Raw genomic sequence first — 16,714 nt, forward strand, 5'->3', positions numbered from 1 at the left:
TCCTGCTATTTCAATTCTGTGACAATAACCAATTTACCGCTTCCTTAATATTTTCAGCAACAAAGTCCGGTGATACTTCAGCCCATTTTCCAAAGAACTCTTGATTTTGATATTTATGATACTCACCTTCTCCTGCGCCTGTTTTTACTAAAACCTTGATACAGCCTGCCTCATGTGCAGCAAGCATATCTGTCCATCTATCTCCTATAACAACACATTCATTGAGACGTAAATGATACTCCTTTGCTGCTTGATGCAACATTTCAGGCGAGGGCTTCCGACATTTACACCCTTTGCCATGTCGGTGTGGACAAAGGTATACGTCATCAAATCCAAATTGTTTTAACTCCCGTTCATAATCTTCTCTAGTTACTTTCCCTTCTGAAATAGCTGGTTGATTGGTAAAAGCAAATACGAGTTTCCCTGCTTGTTTTAATTCCTCCAAAGCTTGTTTCGCATAAGGAAAGAATTGAAATTCACCTGGCAATACAACCTGATCACTTCCTCCAATTGTTCCATCCCTATCAATGAAAATGGCCTGTGACACAATTGCTCTCCTCCTTTTAATAATAATTAACTAGATCGATTTTGTAATATATTTGCTTGCCTATATAACTCCAATCTATTTCTTATCTGTTTTTGCTTTTTCAATAACATGTTGAATAAAAGGTGCCTTTTTGTTCGTATAGGTGTGTCGATCATTTTTATAGGTTGCAGCTAAGCTCTTCTTTAAGTATTCGTATTCTTGAGCTATTTCTGGATGCTTTCTGAAATAATCCCGAAATAATAACTTCTCCTTCCACTCCTTACTGTTTATTTCACATATATGTATATGAACGGTTCCTTTTCCCCAGGTTCCTTTTCTAAAAAAACGTCTATCTCCCCACTCCGGTTTAGGAACATATTCGTATTCAACTGTTTTTAAGGGATTAACAAAGCGCTCTACATCCTCTATATCTTCGACACCTATCAAAATATCTATAATTGGTTTTGCAGCTAATCCTTTGATTGACGTACTCCCGATATGCTCAATTCCGATTACTTGCTTACCTAACAGAGAAATAATTTTTTCTTTTTCATCATTAAACTTGTCTTTCCATTCAGGATTATAATCGCAAATAGTAACCGTTGTTTGTGTCATTGGATCACCTCTAGTGTTCTTGCCTAAGTACTGTTAAAGTTCCTATTCATTAGTTAAAGGAATGACTACTCTCCCTCATACAAGTACCAACGTTAATTGACTAAGCAATAGGGAATTCATATACTTTATACTCAAATACCTTTGTAAAGCCTACTCTTTCTGCAACTGCAGCAGATGGGTGATTCACTTCCATGCAATCCCAATAAGGTAGCATTCCTCTCTTCTGACACTCTTTCACAAAATGATGTGCTACTTTTTGAGCCAGTTTTTTTCCTTGATGCTCTTTTAACGTTTCTATGTTGATACATTGAAGATCTCCAGCAACAAATCCAGCAAAGCAAAAACTTACGATTTGCCCGTTATGAATGATACAATAGCCCAGTCCTTTTTCAAAAAAATCGTCAGGTGAAGACCAATATTCTTTAATATTGCTTCGTAAAAAGTCCACATTCTCAATCTCGTTGTTTTCATTATTATAAAGTGCTTTGTTTATCTTTCTAGTTTGATAGACTTGTTCTAATATAGGTTCTTCCCTCAAGTCATTTGTTGGTAAAAAGTGAAATACGAATTGGTTTCCACTCTCTAATTTTCGTTTTCGATTCTTAAATAGCTTTTCAATGACTGGATCCCATTTCGGATGATGACCCATGATTTCAATATCCGCTAACCCTTGCTTTCTTGCATCTGGAAAAATTACCTCTTCGATGAATCGATCAAGATGCTTCAAAAATACCTTGTTCTGTTCGTTCCCCATTAAGAAAAAACCATCATTATTTCCAAGCCACAACAAAGCGGCATCTGGATACTCTAGATTGTCTACAAAAATACGACCAGGGTTATTTCCTTCTATGACAGCCTCCACTTCCATATGTCCCTCTTCATTTACTAATGCTACACACTTGTGAAAATCGTTCTTTTTTAATTCCGTGATCATAACTTTCCCCACCTTCAGTGATATTTCTGCCAGTTAATTTAGGAGCATTTTATTTTACTGCAAACATTTTATAAATCGTCTGGTAAGTTATTCTTATACATGTCCAGTGTATTACTATGGGCTTTTAAGACTGAGATTGTTTGCGGATGTGGTTTTGAATAAATCGTGGGGTAATCTTTCTCACCTAGTGCTTCATTAATCGAAAAAGCCAGTTTTTCTTGATTTAACGAAAATTGAGCATCTACGCCTTCTTTATTTCCTCTTGTATCTAGCCGAATCCATTTATCGAGTGTAGACAAATATACCGCATTCAATGCGTGAATACTGTATCCGTCTTCTGGTTTATCAAATAACACTAATCGTTGATAACTAAAACCTGTTGGAATACCCTGAGAACGCAGGAGAGCTGCCAGAAGATTTGATTTTGCATAACAGATACCTTCTTTTTTTTCTAATACCTCTGATGCATTGCAAGTAACGCGTTCACTCTGGATATCCCATGAATGATCAATCTCATCACGTACAAATTCAAATGCTACTTTCGCTTTTTCTAGCTCTGTTTGTTGAGAGTCAAATAGCTCTGTTGCTTTCTGTTGAATAAGTGGATCAGAATAATTTACTTCTTCTAACTCATTTAAATAATCTTTAAGCTGCTCTGTTTCACAAACTAATTTCAATTTCTCCAGCTCCCTTTAACTTGATTTTATTCCTTCCATTCATCGGCTAACATTCCGTAAAAGATATGATCTACATAATGATCATGGATCCATTCCGCTTGCCTTATACATCCTTCCTCAGTGAATCCGAGTCGTTCAGGGATCGATCTGCTTTTTTTATTTTCTGTTGCTGCTTCAATGACGACTTTATTAAATTGCATTTCAGTAAAGGCGTACTCTGTTAATCCTCTTGCAACTCTCGTCATGATTCCTTTTCCCTGATAATCTTTACCAAGCCAATATCCAATGTAGACAATTTTATTTTGCCAGTCGATTTTGTTATAACTCGCTGCGCCTGCTAGCTTTCCTTGATACAGAATAAAAGTGGTGAGGCTCTTACCCTCTACATAGTCTTTTAAGGATTCGCGGATAAATTCTTCGGTATTCTCTACTTTGATTGTCTTGTCTACCCATGGCAGCCATTCTCGCAAATATTCTCTTGATTGATCTGTTAACTTAAATACTGCCTCAGCGTCTTTTAAGTCGATTAGTTTCAAAGCTACCTCTTCATCGATTTTATGTTGGAACATATGAACACCCCTTAAACCTTAGTTAGATATTAGTGGAATTTCCTTTCATTCATGGTATACTATTAATAAGAAAAGCATATTATATTAAAAACCGTAGATGTTTTACCATCTACGGTTACAACAAACCGAACCCCAATAAGAGGGGTGGCGCGTTAAGGAAAAAGTAACCCCCACGGCCGGTCAAGCACATGAGGGGTTATTTTTTTCGGTTTTTATCGGACATAATAAACGCAACCAACATGCCAAAAGCAATCATTAGTGTTAATACGTTTTCTATATCCATAGGCGTCACCTCCCTTCTTGGAGAAATCCAAAGAAGGTTCGTCGGTACGCCACCCCTCATATGAAGTCGATCTATTGTAAAGTTTATTATATCAATTATTCCTGCTTATCTGAGTTTTTCGACAAGCTTTTTAGTACAGCTAGTGGATTTAGTAATATATATCCAGAAATTCGCTTATTTCCTTATCTTTCGTCATTAGATATTCGTATCACATTTGAATACTTTACTCTATTATAGAATAGCACAAATCCCTTCCAAAAATAACTGTTTTTCCCAAATTAAAAAACCATCCACAAATCTATTGATAAGATCTACAGATGATTTTTAAGCGCTTTCCTTATTTTAGTTTATAAATTGAAAATTAATCTCGGACATTGGCCAGTAACGAATATCTACTTTTCCAACTACGGTCTCTTGATCTACAAATCCAATTTCTCTGCTATCATAACTTTTTGTTCGATTATCGCCAAGAACAAATAATTTTCCTTCAGGTACTGTCTTCTCACCTGTTATTTCTTCCAAAGTAAAGTCTTCTGTTAATATTTCTCCTGGAATACGATACTGTTCTAAGTAAGATTCTTCAACAGCTTCTCCATTGATATATAACACATCATCTTTATAGGCTATATGGTCGCCTGGCTGACCAATTACTCTTTTTACATAATCCTCTTTTTGATTGGCATGAAAAACGATTACATCAAAACGATCGATTGCTTTTAAGTCATATACCATTTTATTAACCATTAATAAATTTCCATCATGCAGTGTTGGTTCCATCGATTTGCCATTTACCACATAACTTGCAAATAAATAAGAACGAAAAAACACGGCAAGTAACAAAGCAAAGACAACAATTCTTACAATCGACCAGATTCTTTTTTTCTGCATAGTCATTCCCTCCAAAGGGACTCTCTTTATTACTAATTTACCCCATTTTGGAAAGATTTAACCCTTTTTACTCTCACCTTTTTCTTCCGCTCTTTTTTGCAGGTATTTTTCTATATATTTACCTACGATCCATAGAATCGTGATCGCTACTGCTAATATAATCGTTTTAACTGGATTTTGTGCAAAGGAGACAATACTATCTCCAATCGAGGCAAGGGTTAAGATCATCACACCTTTTCCTAATAAAACCGCTAAAACAAATTGATAAAAGCCCACTCCGGAAATTGCGGCTACTAAATTAATTACAGCGGAAGGCGAAAATGGAAAACACAGTAGTAAAAACAATGGGCCAAAGCCATGACGTTCTAACCAGTTCGTTACTCTGGTAACTTGTTTGTTTCTGCTAATCCAGCGCAATAAACGAATATGCCTAAACCGGCGTACCAACATAAACACGGCGATAGAACCCGTACTTGCCCCCGCCCATGATAGAAGAAATCCCTCCCACAAACCATATGCTGCTGCATTTGTCATTACAAATACGATAATCGGTAAAAATGGCAGAAATGCTTCAATAAAAGGCAGCAAAAAACCAGGTATGGGCCCTAAGCTTTCATAGCTTTGCAATAAGAAATTCATCAACTGTCCATATTCATCTGCTTCGATTAGTTCTTTGATTTCATTTACATCGATTTTGTCAAGATTACTAATATTATATGTGATCATACAGAATTTATCTCCTTCAGTTGGCTCAAAAGTATGATATATATTTATTTTAATATGTTTTCCCTCATTTTCCTATTCTTTCACATAAATCCTCGATTTTCTACTAAATTTTTTTACGATTTTGTTGCATTTTTTAAAATTTACGCATACAATAAGAACAAACGTTCCCTTCAGAGGAGGAAATGGAAAATGAGATATTTAAACGAGCAAGAATGGAAATTAGCATCACGTTTTCTATTTTTATCAATGGCTCTCACGGTTATTAAACATGATTTAGAAAAAATGAACCAATTAGCACCCTTTAAAATTAATGAACCATATATTGCATTATTAGAAAAAATGGAAAAAAATGCAACCGAAGAACGACGTCACTTAAGAAAAAAGATGTACCAGGAAAAGATAAAAGTCGTCGCCTTAGAAAAAAATGATTCCTTTACCTCTTATTTATTTATGTGCAAAGGAAAAGAGGAAAAACGAAACTACTTTAACCCGGCTATTCGTAAAAAAGTAGAAATCATTTTTGAAGAATTACTTGCACATGCTTTTGAAACAACATCTTCTTCTCAAGAAGAAGTAAAATTATAACATCGCTACTTTTTATTCAAATAAATCGAACCTTTCATCTCCATTAATGGTATAAGTAAATAAAGGAGATGATAAACATGCAATTAGGTTGGTTAATTAGTACAATTACAGCAATATCATTAGGAACTGGATTTGCGATAATTATTGCTACACTGCATAAGAAAGTGGTAAAGGATCGACTAGGGAAAGTCGACTTTAAAAAAACAGATATTTATTTTTATTGGACGAGATGGGATTACATCACCATTATATGTGCCGCCTATGCATTTATCTGTATTGTGGGATTAGCTGTCTGTTTACTAAACGGGAAAACAATAGATAATAATTGGGTGCAATTTTTCCTTCATCAAGCCTTTATGTTCTCTATGCTCTCTTCCATTTGGTTTATTTCACGTCTAGCTTATGTATTTAAAGGCATTAAAGAGCGGTGGTCCGATGAATTCGAATGAAGATACTAACCTGGAAGACCTATTTACTACTTATCATCAGCAGATCTATCACTTCATTTTTCGTTATACACAAGATGAAAACATGAGCTATGATATTGTGCAGGATACGTTTATCAAGTATCAGAAGTATCAGGCGGAATTTGATTCAACCAAATCACATATACGCACTTTTTTATTTCGAATCGCTTATCAACTAACAATGAATAAGCTGAAGAGACAAAACAAGTTACAAAAATTATTACCTTTTTTATACGAAAATAAACAAGAATCCTCCATTCCGCTAGAAGACAAAATTACTATACGAGCAGCGTTACTAAAGCTGCCTTTGGAGCAACGATCTGTTATCATCTTTTATTATTATCATGATTTTAGCCAAAAGGATATCGCGGAGATTTTACAGATACCACTCGGTACCGTTAAGTCAAGGCTACACACGGCACTCGATAAACTTAAGAAGATATTGGAGGTGGGGGATGATGAATAGAAAGGACATTCCAGAAGAATTAAAACAGCAGTTGAATCAATTTGAAGTAGAAGTACCTGAGATACCGCAAAAAAAATCATTCTTACAAAGAATCGCAAACTGGGTGCATACACCAGCAAAAAATCCGGCAGATATGTTTCCAAAAACGGCAACACCTTTGGCCATAGCATGTGTTCCAGTGGTGAGCCTTCTGATTCTTTCTCTGCCGGTATATTTTATCCAGTAGGTGGGATAAATGGATGCTAACTTCCTGAAAATTTTCATTAACAATCAGCGGGAGTATAAAACTCTCGCTAACTTACTTTATACATTCAATTTTAGAGCAGTGGCTTTCATTCTTCTCCACTGAAGTACACCCGCTCATATTTTTAACTGTTTAATAAAAGAAAACATAATAAACAATCACAGCTAAAACGATGATAAGAAGCAGTATGCCAGTTCCCTTCCATCCCAAACTCCCCACTAAATCAGGTAATCCACTACCATGAATACTGCCTGATGGATTCCTTTTCAATTCTTCTTGTCGCATTTTCTCTCTTCTATATTCAGGGGATTCTTTTTCCTTTGTCATGCTATCCCTCCCATTTATAATTTCAGACTACTTCACGCAAGTTACTACTATTTTAACCAATGGCTTGGCTTTTCTAAATAACTGGGAATTTGTGTATGAATGTCTCCAATAGCAGAATTAATTTGAGATTGAGTTAGAAAAAGTGCTTCAGTTAGATTCGAACCGCTTATATCAGCATCTCTAAGGTCCGCACCAATGAAATCTGCTCTTCTCATATCACTTTGGCTTAAATCTGACCCTATCATTAGTTTTCCGCGAAAATTTTCGCCTTGTAAATTTAAACCACTCAAGTTTGCTCCTAAATAGTGCGATTCTTTTTTTATATTATTGCTTTTACCCCTTTTATTGATCTCGCCTCTATACACTTCACTTGTTTTGATTAATAGCTCGTTAACGTCTTTTCGATGTGCTACAACATCAACTTTTAAAATCTCTTCAGGCTTTTTTGAAGTTAAATTAAGAGTCTTTTCATAGATTGTAAGAAGACTAGCTTGAAACGCCTCAGTTTCCTTTAAAGCAAGTGCCTGATGAAGGTACCATAGCATTTCATGTAATTGTTGTACAATAGGAAAAACAGCGAACATTTCCTCGGCATGATCTGGATCAACTCGCCAATCTTTACCATTATAGATAGACTGGGAAACGTGCTGACCTGCTCCAAAACACTCATAAGATACACAGCCGCGAAACCCATGTTCTCTCAATGTATCATGGATAGAACACAAGTTATTTGAACATAAATTTCGGCATGGTTCTCCACCGGCCTTGTTGAAAGGAAAATCTGAGGATTCTCCATAGGGCAAGGCTACACAGCACAATCCAAAGCAATTTTTACAATCTGATTTTAGATCTTCAATCATTTAAAACACTTCCTTTAACTTGGAGTATTCTCGGTGTGCTGATGACATTTAGCCTTCCATTCATCTTTTAAAATGTATTTCATAACCTTTCTATCTGATGTATATTCATATACAAAGTTTCAATCTTTGATTTCGAATTTTCTTATTAGTAATCTGTTTGTTTCAATAATCACACGATCTCCTCAAATCATTTTATCTCTTCTACCTCTTTCGCTTTGGCTTGACCAGGGTAAGATGTGTTGATACCACCTTCAATCCAAACCTGCACACGGTTACCTTTGTTAAATTTATTACCGTTAACACCACTTAAATATATCAGTTCGATTCGTTCTTCATCTAATTCTTGTATAGTATTATTTCATCAAATTTTTCAGAAGTAATGTCTTCCGCAACTAATATTTTGTCTTCTTCCACTTCTGGATTAGAATCTGAAGAGGATCCTTCATTTGAGCAACCTATGAGTATAATTATTATAATGATAATAGCACAACAGTAAAATAAGAATCTCATTCAACACCGCCTCCAAGATTACTGAAAATAACTCAAACTTAACCCAAAATAAATTAAGCCAGTAGCAAAAATGAAGCCAATAAATAATAAACCTTTATTACGTTTTGACCACTTTTTCATCCAACCCCATCTTTTTTTATCATAATCCAACCAAAAATAATCAACTAAGACAGCTAATACAATAATAATGATGGCTGCAAAAGTACTCACTGAAACTCCTCCTTTAGATATAGTTCAATATTTAAATGAAGTTTCCTTAGGGTTATTTTAACATAAAATCCCATTAATCATATTTTAAGAGAAAGATTTCCATTTAAAATAAAGGTTATTATTGTTTTTGAAAAAAGAAAAACTCCTAGAACACGCAAATAATTTCCGTGTTTCCAAGGAGCCACTGGGTATATATTGTTATCTAGTAAACCACCAAATAAAAAATAATATTACTGCTACAATAAACCAAATAAGTGCGACAACATATTTTCTTTCAGTCTTTTTCTTTCCACTATTAGCAGCTACTACACCACCTATCAATGCAATAGCTATTGCTATCCAAGTCCAAAAAGTCATAGATTCACCACTTTCATAAATTATAATTCAACCATATTTATTGAATATTTTTTTAAATTGTTTCAATAAAATAGTTATTTCGTAAACTTAGACATTCTAAGCTTATCATATGTTTCCATAATTAGAATTAGATTCCTTTAATTATCATATTATTTACTGTCACTTCGTTAATTTGGTGCTGAGTGCTCTCAAGCACTTGGAACCACGCAAGATAATTATCAAGATACTGATACTTGGTCGCCATACCTTTAAAACGCTGTATTCGGCCTTTCTTTCTACTGTGATAATTGTTGACATAGCCAAATATAAAAAGGAACGAATCGACAATGCGATTTGTCCCCCTTTAAAATTACATTTATCACGGTGTATCGTTCGTAATACACTTAACAAAAAGTTCTTTCTATAGCAAAGAGGATAAACGGACGCTTGCTTCCAAATAAGTTCCGCTATTTATCGGTGCTTTTTATGCCATTTCGCTTCTGCTACAAATTGCGATGCTTCAAGTATGTGCTCCATTTTGTTACTAAGTAAGTAACGATATTGCGCCGTTCGATACAATTGATTAATCATGGTTGCATAGGAGATCTCCAATATCAAATCACGACCATTTTTGAAAACGACACGCGTCAAGTGGCTATCTAATTTTTCCACTTCTAATACATGAGAATGTGCGATCCACGTACACGATTTTCTTAAAGGTGATTCCACAGGAAAAAAATACATGCCGCTTAACCGATCAATGGCTATTGGTGGTTTATGAGTAATCCCGCTGAGCATTCGAGAACCTTCGATTAGACCTCTTAAACTAATACCAAATTCTTTACAGGTAGTGTCCATCACCTTTTGGGCACTCCAAGTTGTTTCGTAATCATCCGCTTCCTCATATTCAATAATTCTCGTAAAAAAATCTCCTTTAACCTCTGCCCCAACTACAGCCAATGTCTTCGGACTAATCTCATACACCTTTTCCAACACTTTAACCATTTCACATTCCTCCTAATAAAGTATTCCAATTAAATGTAGCAACTTTTGATAAAAATGGATATGAAATGGAATGAAATCGCTTAAATTTCACGGTTTTTCTATCAATTTGAGCAAAGTTTGATATAATTTTCTTATAAAAGGTAACTGAGATGGCTTTTTTGCTAAAATTTGATCAAAAGTGTGGTGAGAAATTTGTGGTTTAAAAAGAAGAAAAAAGAAGCGGAAAAATTCCCGGTAAAAGAGGTATCATTTGAGGAAATAAAATATGCGGTTCATGAATATAGTCGCGATTTAGCACCAAACATTCCCCTTAAGATCCTGGTTAAAGACGATTTATCGTTGGATTACACATTGCTCGCTCCGATTTTAAAAGCAATACCTGACAAAACCTACTATATGTCAAAAGAAACCTATGACTTATTTGAGGAAGAGGATAAACATATCGCCTATGCACTTGATACGGTTCAACGAGCAGTAGATAACTATATCGCCCAAAAGAAAGAACTACCAATTATAGATTACGATCCCTATCGCAAGGTAAGTTTTCACAAGTTAGAACAATTAAAATTGATCGATGAACGACCTGAAATGGATTTTTATATTACGGATGAAGAGCAATTAGTGACAACCATCAAGCCAAAATAATAGTTGTTCTTATTTCGTAGGTATAGTCCCAAGAGTTGTAGTAGCCAGGGCGTACAGTATTCGATGGAGAAAAATAAATTTCGTGCTATCATTTCACCTATTTTTAAAGTAATAACTAAAGAAATGAGTGAAATTACAATAGCTAATACAGAGAGAACAATGGTCCATATGGTCATCTAATCACATCTTTCTTGTTGTATTTGCATATTTCATTTATAATGAAAGTATAATATGGAGTATGCAAGGGAGAAAATCCCCCTTGCGTGTTTGAAGCATGAGGCTATCGCTTTGCCGAGCGATGGCCTTTTTTCTTGTTGTTCTACAAATATATAGAAATGCTATTCTCTTTTTTACTAGAGATTGACATACCTCCCAAGGTGTGATATTTTTCTAATAATTCAATTACATTCAAGCTATGATTGGAAATAGTAAAAGGATCAGTAAACTAACAGAGAGCCAATGGTTGGTGGGAATTGGCAGTTATTATCCTTTTGAACTCGTCCAAGAGCTACTCCCCGAAAACCAAAGTAAGGGGAATCGGCATCCACCGTTATCAGGATAGGTAGTGTTCGCTACTGATAGAGCTGGATTAATGAGTAATTAATCAATTAGAGTGGTACCGCGAGTAAACCTCGTCTCTATGTTTTTATATAGAGGCGGGGTTTTTTATATTTATAAAGAGGAGGATATCTATGGAAAAGGCAAAAAGCAGAGCAAAGTTGAATGATTCATCTGTAATTGATGCACGTTCCTTAACACAGTCACACAGGAGACTAGCAGAACTATTAAAACCAGGAATGAGCGTACTGGATGTTGGTTGCGGAACAGGAGCAATTACTTCAGGAATAGCAGAAGCCGTTGGGCCAACTGGAAAAGTAATTGGAATAGACAATGATATAGACTTGATCACAATAGCACGTCAGCGTTATCAAGATATACCTTCGCTTTCTTTTGAAACAGCAGACATCTATGACCTTCCTTATGAAAATCAATTTGACATCGTGACCTCAGCAAGAGTATTACAATGGCTAGCTCACCCAGAACAAGCTTTAGAGAATCTTGTGAAAATCGCAAAATCGGGTGGGATAGTTATTGTATTAGACTACAACCATGAGAAAATCAACTGGCAACCAGAAGTGCCTGCATCTATGCACTATTTTTATGAGAAGTTTTTAGAATGGCGAGCAGATGCCGCAATGGATAACTCAATTGCAGATCATTTAGCTGCTATGTTTGAAAAAAGCGGCCTAACGCAAATTCAAGTTTTCCCTCAACATGAAAAAGTACAACGAAATGAGGAAGGATTTGAAACAGCTACCTCAATCTGGTCTGGAGTTGTATCGACCAAGGGGGCACAAATGTTAGCGGATGGCATTATCGATAAGAAAGCTGTAGAGGAAGCATCGATTGAGTATCAAAAATGGAGAGAAGAAAAAGCAGAGAAACAACAAATGTATTTGTTGGCAGTGGAAGGGAGAAAAATATAAACTGCTATCAATTATCAATAGTAATATCTTTGCTTTAAAAGTAAAAATCCTCATTAATATATGAAAGTTGAAAAGACTCAGGAAATTCTGAGTCTTTTTTTATGAGAGACGGTCTTTATATATCTCCCCCCTGCAGATTATCCTGTTATCTACCCATACGCTCTAAAATACCGGGGTAATTATCATCTATCACAAGCATATCTTCTTTTATAGAGCGTAAAATATTTTCTAAGTTTATAGGATTCTGCTTTGTTTCCTCACTAATAGTTCTATAAATTGAAATAATTGCTTTCATTTTTTCCTTTTCTTGAGTAGTTATCGAATAAGAACGGTCTCCCAGAAATTGATTGGTCTTACCTGCAATGAAGTCATCCACGCGAAACAAGCTAAATTGTAATAAATCCCAATCTGATGCTTCCTCTTCTGTATGTACAGTTGAAATAGTATATAAATAAGAGTGAATACTTTTGCTCTCCCCATTAATAACTTTCCACGTGTTGTTTAACTCACTCTCCTCTACATTTTCTCTTGCACTGGACATAAAGACAAACTCCTCCAGTTTGTCAGCCAAATTACTACCTTTATCAGAAATAATTTTTAAAGATTGATAATTCCCTTCACGTTCCTGTTTAAGATAACCACTGTATTCTAAATGTATATATATGCTGTAAAGAAGAAAAACACCAATTAATAAAATAAAAAGTCTTTTCAAATAAATTTTAAAATAAACCTTATTCATATAAACCCCCATCGAAAATTATACTTCTGGCACTTCAATAGTCAATCAATACGACAGCTGTTTTAACCTTTTATCATTCCTTATACCATTTCCTAAGCTGATTAATATGTGCTTGATGATAACGGTTATGATCAGCCATATGCCAAATTCCCCACCGAATAGTTGCTTGTTTTTCATTATTAAAACCAAATTGCACGACTTTATCTAAACCAGCGTCAGTTAGAGTTAAACATATATGGTTGAACATAACTAATAGGCTTTGACATTCCGACACCAATGTTCCCCATGATTTATCCTTCACCATTGGAAGTCTATTATTTGCATCTAACATCGGTTCATATTGTGCTTTTAAAGAAACGGGAAGCGGCTCATCTTTTATCCGGTAAACCCAGTGAATGTCCACACAGAGAATATGGTTAATTAATTGAGCAGTGCTATTATAATTATCTTTTGGTCCTTGATAATCCATTTCCTGTTGTGACATATCTTTGGTTATTAACTGAAGACGCTCATAATTTTCCTTCACAGCCGAGTATAACATTCCAACAATTGGTTGCATTGTTGCTTCACCTTTTAGGTCATAGATCATTTTTCTTCCTCCTTTATTCCGTAAGAGAGGGTATTTAGTAATTTTTATGAGATACTCCAACGATAATAGAAAGTGTTAGAATCTTTCCATTCCCAATATTTTGTTCCTTGCGCAATAATTAAACGATCTAATCACAATTCAAAGTTAGCATTTAAGTTTATTGCATTTTCAAAACCAGCTATAGAATCCAAACAAAATAAATAGTCCTTAATCCCTTTTTGATAAAGTCTAGAATCTATGACGATACGAGAATCCAGGAAACTCGCTATACAAAAGCAACCCTCAGGTAAGTTAGTATCCTTAAAGGTAATCAACTCTTCCAAACTATATAAATCTAAATCCTCAAAGATTCTCGCTCCATTATGTTCTAAAAGGAAAACCTGATAATCCTTTGGCAAAATCCAATTATGTTCAGATTGAAAGTTTTCTAATTGTTCAATTGTTGCTTGATTATGAAAAGAACAAGAAAGTTCAAAAATAGCTCCAGCTTCTTGTTGTACAGTGAGGGTCCTATCACTATTTAATCTCTGTTTTAATCCGTTCAAAGTCTTTCTGATAATTTGACCTTCTTCCATTTAATACACCCTCTTTCTAGTCACATGTATGTGTTTCGTAATTGGTAATTGGACGCTCTGTTGACACTCTTACTTTATACCCTTGCATGGATTGAAGACTGCCTTCATATACCAATTGATTGGAACCAATAAGCGACCTTATTCTGTATTCAATCCAGACATCAGTCAAAGCTTGGTCTGTATGACCGATTACTTCACCAATAACGATTACTACTTTTATATAGTCATTATTTTTTTCTCTTTGCAATCACTGAACATGCTCTAATATAAATCGGTCATCCTTCGTTTCTTTCTCATTAACAATTTTCCCATCTAACCAAGAACGAGCAAGATTATTGCTACTGAGCAGTTTCTCGCCTTCTTTTGAATAATTACTTTGTATTTTCTCTGTAATCGAACAAACGGAATTACGAGAAAAATGAAGCAACTGTTCTCTATTACATTCACCTGTATGACGAATGTTCACTCTTACTTCTTTATCTTTTATGTAATCATGCATGGCGTGATAAGTATTTACATAGTTTACTTCAACATTTTTATCTTTTAATAGATAACTAGCGATGCGAAGGCCAATTTGCTCTGAAGCATTTTCACACGTCCAAATCGTTATTTGTTCTCCGGCTTCTATTTCAACTAATTTTTGTAGTGAATCCCAATAAGCATTTTGATCATCCTCAAGGTTGTCGTGGACTAAATGAAAAGACGATTTTAACCAATTGAAATAATGCTCTATCCCGCTTTCTTTATGAATATTAGTAAGCGCTCCAACCGAAAATCGATTGGAAATCCAATGACCTTATGACTTTTACTTTGTAAGGCATATGTTAAACTATTTGTTGCAGCAGCGCCAAATACTATATGAATCATAGGATGTGCCTCCTTTCATTATAGTTATATTAACATAATATGACATTTTATATTGGAGCCAAAGATTAAACTTAATGGTATATACTTTTATATAATTTGAAACTATTTATATTTCGCCTCCGTCAAATAGATGAATTTAAGAACAAGAAGAGAAGAGTGGTGTGATGACTGAACAACAGAAAGAAGAATTGCTAGAAAAAATCATGATACAACATGGAGATGATTTAGTTCGTCTAGCATTTCAATATGTAAAAGATCATGAAACAGCTAAAGACATGGTGCAAAACACCTTTATTAAGTGCTATCAAAATTTGGAGACATTCAGATATGATTCATCTATTAAAACCTGGTTATACCGAATTACTATTAATCAGTGTAAAGATTATTTGAAAAGCTGGAATTACCGAAAAACATCGGTCAGAGAATTTATAGAAACAACAGTAACCACAGTACTACCTTCTACAGAAAAGCAAATTCTTAAGCAAGCGGAAAAACAAGAAATGAGAGATCATATATTTTCATTAGCTCCGAAATACCGAGAGGTCATTTTTTTATATTATTATAAATCGCTAACAATGGAAGAGATAACAAAAATAACGGAGGTTAATCTAAATACTGTGAAAACCAGATTACGGCGAGCTAAAGACCAATTAAAAGAGGCTATAGAGGAGGCGAATATATATGGCTGAAAAATTTGATAAAAAGTTATCCTACTATATAGAGGACGAAGAATTAACGTTCACCAAAGAGGATCGAGATAAAACAATACAAAAAATACGCCGTCAAACAGAAATGAAGGAGGATAAAAAGTCGAATCGACGTATAGTACCCATTGTGGCTACAGTGGCTGCATTCCTATTAGCAATTGCACTATTGCCTAGTTTTATTGCTAATGAAAGTCCCAATGCGGATTCAATGGTTGCTCAACAGGGAGATATGACATTTTCAACTTTAGTAATGGCAAGAGATTCGTCTTCCCCGCCGCATCGTAATCCGGTTAATATCCTTCTGACAGTTAACCGTAATGATAAAAGTATAAAAGCAGTGTCTTTTCCTCGTGCCACATATGTAGATATATATGATGCGGAAGGAAATAAACAAATGAAAGATAAATTGTTACACACTGGTGCCTACTATCCAGATCCTGATGCTAGTTTGTTAACTGTTTCTAAATTCTTACAAGTCCCCATCGATTACTACTCATTTGTTCCGATAGAAAAGTTTTCGCAAATGTCAGATTACATTGATAAAAAATCGAAAAAAAGTGCGGTAGAGGACATATTATCAGAACAGGAAGTATTTAAACATTTGATGGAACAAATCCAAACGAGTAAAGAGACGGATATTCCAAGTGAATTGTTAGACGATCTTGCAACTAGCCACTATCAAATGGAAGTCATTAAACTTAAAGATTCCCTAAAAGATACTTTTATCGAAGAACGGTATTACGTAGAAATCGAGGACAAACGATTAGAGAGTATTACAAATCAACTATTAGAGCATTTAAATGAAGAGTAAGCGTCCACGGATAAAATAACAATGTTACTTTGCATATTAAAAGACCTTTAACATAGCACCACTATA

Annotated in this window: 27 protein-coding genes, 2 pseudogenes and 1 other annotated feature; of the genes and pseudogenes, 8 read left to right on the forward strand and 21 right to left on the reverse strand. The window is 34.9% G+C overall.

Features of this window, described 5'->3' with window-relative positions; all coding sequences use genetic code 11:
* Positions 1 to 10 precede the first annotated feature (10 nt).
* The 7 genes from BUC25_RS00740 to BUC25_RS00770 all read right to left on the reverse strand — a co-directional run bounded on the left by BUC25_RS00740 (position 11) and on the right by BUC25_RS00770 (position 5,218).
* The gene (locus BUC25_RS00740) at positions 11 to 550 is read right to left on the reverse strand and encodes an HAD-IIIA family hydrolase (RefSeq protein ID WP_073198734.1); all 540 of its coding nucleotides are present in this window, start codon (positions 548 to 550) and stop codon (positions 11 to 13) included.
* Positions 551 to 622: 72 nt separating this feature from the next.
* Positions 623 to 1,141 carry a GrpB family protein gene (locus BUC25_RS00745; RefSeq protein ID WP_073198736.1) on the reverse strand — a complete coding sequence of 173 codons (519 nt, stop codon included), beginning with the start codon at positions 1,139 to 1,141 and terminating at the stop codon, positions 623 to 625.
* Between the two features lie 100 nt (positions 1,142 to 1,241).
* Positions 1,242 to 2,075, reverse strand: coding sequence for a GNAT family N-acetyltransferase (locus BUC25_RS00750; protein WP_073198738.1), 834 nt, complete (start codon positions 2,073 to 2,075; stop codon positions 1,242 to 1,244).
* Between the two features lie 68 nt (positions 2,076 to 2,143).
* Positions 2,144 to 2,752 carry a transglutaminase-like domain-containing protein gene (locus BUC25_RS00755; RefSeq protein WP_073198740.1) on the reverse strand — a complete coding sequence of 203 codons (609 nt, stop codon included), beginning with the start codon at positions 2,750 to 2,752 and terminating at the stop codon, positions 2,144 to 2,146.
* A 26-nt stretch (positions 2,753 to 2,778) separates the two neighbouring features.
* Positions 2,779 to 3,321: a GNAT family N-acetyltransferase gene (locus BUC25_RS00760; protein ID WP_073198742.1), complete on the reverse strand. Its 543-nt coding sequence runs from the start codon at positions 3,319 to 3,321 to the stop codon at positions 2,779 to 2,781.
* Between the two features lie 625 nt (positions 3,322 to 3,946).
* On the reverse strand, positions 3,947 to 4,498 hold the full coding sequence (gene lepB / locus BUC25_RS00765) for a signal peptidase I (RefSeq protein ID WP_073198744.1): 552 nt from the start codon (positions 4,496 to 4,498) through the stop codon (positions 3,947 to 3,949).
* Positions 4,499 to 4,549: 51 nt separating this feature from the next.
* Positions 4,550 to 5,218 (reverse strand): TVP38/TMEM64 family protein, encoded by a 669-nt coding sequence (locus BUC25_RS00770; RefSeq protein ID WP_073198746.1) that lies wholly within the window; start codon positions 5,216 to 5,218, stop codon positions 4,550 to 4,552.
* Positions 5,219 to 5,407: 189 nt separating this feature from the next.
* Here BUC25_RS00770 and BUC25_RS00775 point away from each other — a divergent pair, with 189 nt between their 5' ends.
* From BUC25_RS00775 to BUC25_RS00790, 4 genes are all read left to right on the forward strand, one after another.
* The gene (locus tag BUC25_RS00775; protein ID WP_073198747.1) at positions 5,408 to 5,803 is read left to right on the forward strand and encodes a YhjD family protein; all 396 of its coding nucleotides are present in this window, start codon (positions 5,408 to 5,410) and stop codon (positions 5,801 to 5,803) included.
* A 77-nt stretch (positions 5,804 to 5,880) separates the two neighbouring features.
* Complete coding sequence (locus tag BUC25_RS00780; RefSeq protein WP_073198749.1) at positions 5,881 to 6,252, forward strand: hypothetical protein; 372 nt, start codon at positions 5,881 to 5,883, stop codon at positions 6,250 to 6,252.
* Positions 6,239 to 6,736 (forward strand): RNA polymerase sigma factor, encoded by a 498-nt coding sequence (locus BUC25_RS00785; RefSeq protein WP_073198751.1) that lies wholly within the window; start codon positions 6,239 to 6,241, stop codon positions 6,734 to 6,736. The genes BUC25_RS00780 and BUC25_RS00785 overlap by 14 nt, the downstream gene beginning before the upstream one ends.
* Entirely contained in the window at positions 6,726 to 6,962 is a 237-nt protein-coding gene (locus BUC25_RS00790; RefSeq protein WP_073198753.1) for a hypothetical protein, read from the forward strand. The genes BUC25_RS00785 and BUC25_RS00790 overlap by 11 nt, the downstream gene beginning before the upstream one ends.
* A gap of 150 nt (positions 6,963 to 7,112) precedes the next feature.
* On the opposite strand, the gene BUC25_RS00795 is transcribed toward BUC25_RS00790, so the two are convergent.
* The 7 genes and pseudogenes from BUC25_RS00795 to BUC25_RS00810 form a co-directional block, all read right to left on the reverse strand.
* On the reverse strand, positions 7,113 to 7,307 hold the full coding sequence (locus BUC25_RS00795) for a DUF6366 family protein (RefSeq protein WP_073198755.1): 195 nt from the start codon (positions 7,305 to 7,307) through the stop codon (positions 7,113 to 7,115).
* A gap of 47 nt (positions 7,308 to 7,354) precedes the next feature.
* Positions 7,355 to 8,167 (reverse strand): pentapeptide repeat-containing protein, encoded by an 813-nt coding sequence (locus BUC25_RS00800; RefSeq protein WP_073198757.1) that lies wholly within the window; start codon positions 8,165 to 8,167, stop codon positions 7,355 to 7,357.
* 187 nt (positions 8,168 to 8,354) lie between these two features.
* Positions 8,355 to 8,516 (reverse strand): DUF3221 domain-containing protein, encoded by a 162-nt coding sequence (locus tag BUC25_RS19795; protein ID WP_084543300.1) that lies wholly within the window; start codon positions 8,514 to 8,516, stop codon positions 8,355 to 8,357.
* A gap of 179 nt (positions 8,517 to 8,695) precedes the next feature.
* Positions 8,696 to 8,887, reverse strand: coding sequence for a hypothetical protein (locus BUC25_RS00805; RefSeq protein ID WP_073198759.1), 192 nt, complete (start codon positions 8,885 to 8,887; stop codon positions 8,696 to 8,698).
* Positions 8,888 to 9,085: 198 nt separating this feature from the next.
* Entirely contained in the window at positions 9,086 to 9,244 is a 159-nt protein-coding gene (locus BUC25_RS19225; RefSeq protein ID WP_170862618.1) for a hypothetical protein, read from the reverse strand.
* A 74-nt stretch (positions 9,245 to 9,318) separates the two neighbouring features.
* A pseudogene (locus tag BUC25_RS18900) lies at positions 9,319 to 9,539 on the reverse strand (IS1595 family transposase); the annotation flags it as partial.
* Positions 9,540 to 9,694: 155 nt separating this feature from the next.
* The gene (locus BUC25_RS00810) at positions 9,695 to 10,228 is read right to left on the reverse strand and encodes a competence protein ComK (protein WP_073198761.1); all 534 of its coding nucleotides are present in this window, start codon (positions 10,226 to 10,228) and stop codon (positions 9,695 to 9,697) included.
* A 183-nt stretch (positions 10,229 to 10,411) separates the two neighbouring features.
* Here BUC25_RS00810 and BUC25_RS00815 point away from each other — a divergent pair, with 183 nt between their 5' ends.
* The gene (locus BUC25_RS00815) at positions 10,412 to 10,873 is read left to right on the forward strand and encodes a DUF3939 domain-containing protein (protein WP_244535097.1); all 462 of its coding nucleotides are present in this window, start codon (positions 10,412 to 10,414) and stop codon (positions 10,871 to 10,873) included.
* A 406-nt stretch (positions 10,874 to 11,279) separates the two neighbouring features.
* Positions 11,280 to 11,516 (forward strand) — a binding site (T-box leader).
* 49 nt (positions 11,517 to 11,565) lie between these two features.
* Complete coding sequence (locus BUC25_RS00820) at positions 11,566 to 12,360, forward strand: methyltransferase domain-containing protein (RefSeq protein WP_073198765.1); 795 nt, start codon at positions 11,566 to 11,568, stop codon at positions 12,358 to 12,360.
* A gap of 145 nt (positions 12,361 to 12,505) precedes the next feature.
* Here the strand turns inward: BUC25_RS00820 and BUC25_RS00825 are convergent, their stop codons facing one another.
* The 7 genes and pseudogenes from BUC25_RS00825 to BUC25_RS19230 all read right to left on the reverse strand — a co-directional run bounded on the left by BUC25_RS00825 (position 12,506) and on the right by BUC25_RS19230 (position 15,130).
* On the reverse strand, positions 12,506 to 13,099 hold the full coding sequence (locus BUC25_RS00825) for a hypothetical protein (RefSeq protein ID WP_073198767.1): 594 nt from the start codon (positions 13,097 to 13,099) through the stop codon (positions 12,506 to 12,508).
* A gap of 73 nt (positions 13,100 to 13,172) precedes the next feature.
* Entirely contained in the window at positions 13,173 to 13,688 is a 516-nt protein-coding gene (locus tag BUC25_RS00830; RefSeq protein WP_073198770.1) for a DinB family protein, read from the reverse strand.
* Positions 13,689 to 13,819: 131 nt separating this feature from the next.
* Positions 13,820 to 14,263 carry an SMI1/KNR4 family protein gene (locus tag BUC25_RS00835; protein ID WP_073198772.1) on the reverse strand — a complete coding sequence of 148 codons (444 nt, stop codon included), beginning with the start codon at positions 14,261 to 14,263 and terminating at the stop codon, positions 13,820 to 13,822.
* 16 nt (positions 14,264 to 14,279) lie between these two features.
* A complete protein-coding gene (locus BUC25_RS00840; protein WP_073198774.1) occupies positions 14,280 to 14,510 on the reverse strand; it encodes a DUF3658 domain-containing protein in 231 nt (76 codons plus the stop codon).
* Positions 14,511 to 14,729 carry a DUF3658 domain-containing protein gene (locus tag BUC25_RS19075; RefSeq protein WP_170862619.1) on the reverse strand — a complete coding sequence of 73 codons (219 nt, stop codon included), beginning with the start codon at positions 14,727 to 14,729 and terminating at the stop codon, positions 14,511 to 14,513.
* Between the two features lie 102 nt (positions 14,730 to 14,831).
* Positions 14,832 to 15,050: pseudogene (locus BUC25_RS19800) on the reverse strand (DUF1835 domain-containing protein); the annotation flags it as partial.
* A complete protein-coding gene (locus BUC25_RS19230; protein WP_170862620.1) occupies positions 14,993 to 15,130 on the reverse strand; it encodes a hypothetical protein in 138 nt (45 codons plus the stop codon). The gene BUC25_RS19230 and the pseudogene BUC25_RS19800, both read right to left, overlap by 58 nt.
* Before the next feature lie 164 nt (positions 15,131 to 15,294).
* Here BUC25_RS19230 and BUC25_RS00855 point away from each other — a divergent pair, with 164 nt between their 5' ends.
* Both BUC25_RS00855 and BUC25_RS00860 read left to right on the forward strand, forming a co-directional pair.
* On the forward strand, positions 15,295 to 15,819 hold the full coding sequence (locus BUC25_RS00855; RefSeq protein WP_073198778.1) for a sigma-70 family RNA polymerase sigma factor: 525 nt from the start codon (positions 15,295 to 15,297) through the stop codon (positions 15,817 to 15,819).
* A complete protein-coding gene (locus tag BUC25_RS00860) occupies positions 15,812 to 16,648 on the forward strand; it encodes an LCP family glycopolymer transferase (protein WP_073198780.1) in 837 nt (278 codons plus the stop codon). Before BUC25_RS00855 ends, BUC25_RS00860 begins: the two co-directional genes overlap by 8 nt.
* Positions 16,649 to 16,714: the final 66 nt, after the last annotated feature.

The sequence above is a fragment of the Gracilibacillus kekensis genome (genome assembly GCF_900143085.1).
Taxonomy (GTDB): Bacteria; Bacillota; Bacilli; order Bacillales; family Amphibacillaceae; genus Gracilibacillus; species Gracilibacillus kekensis.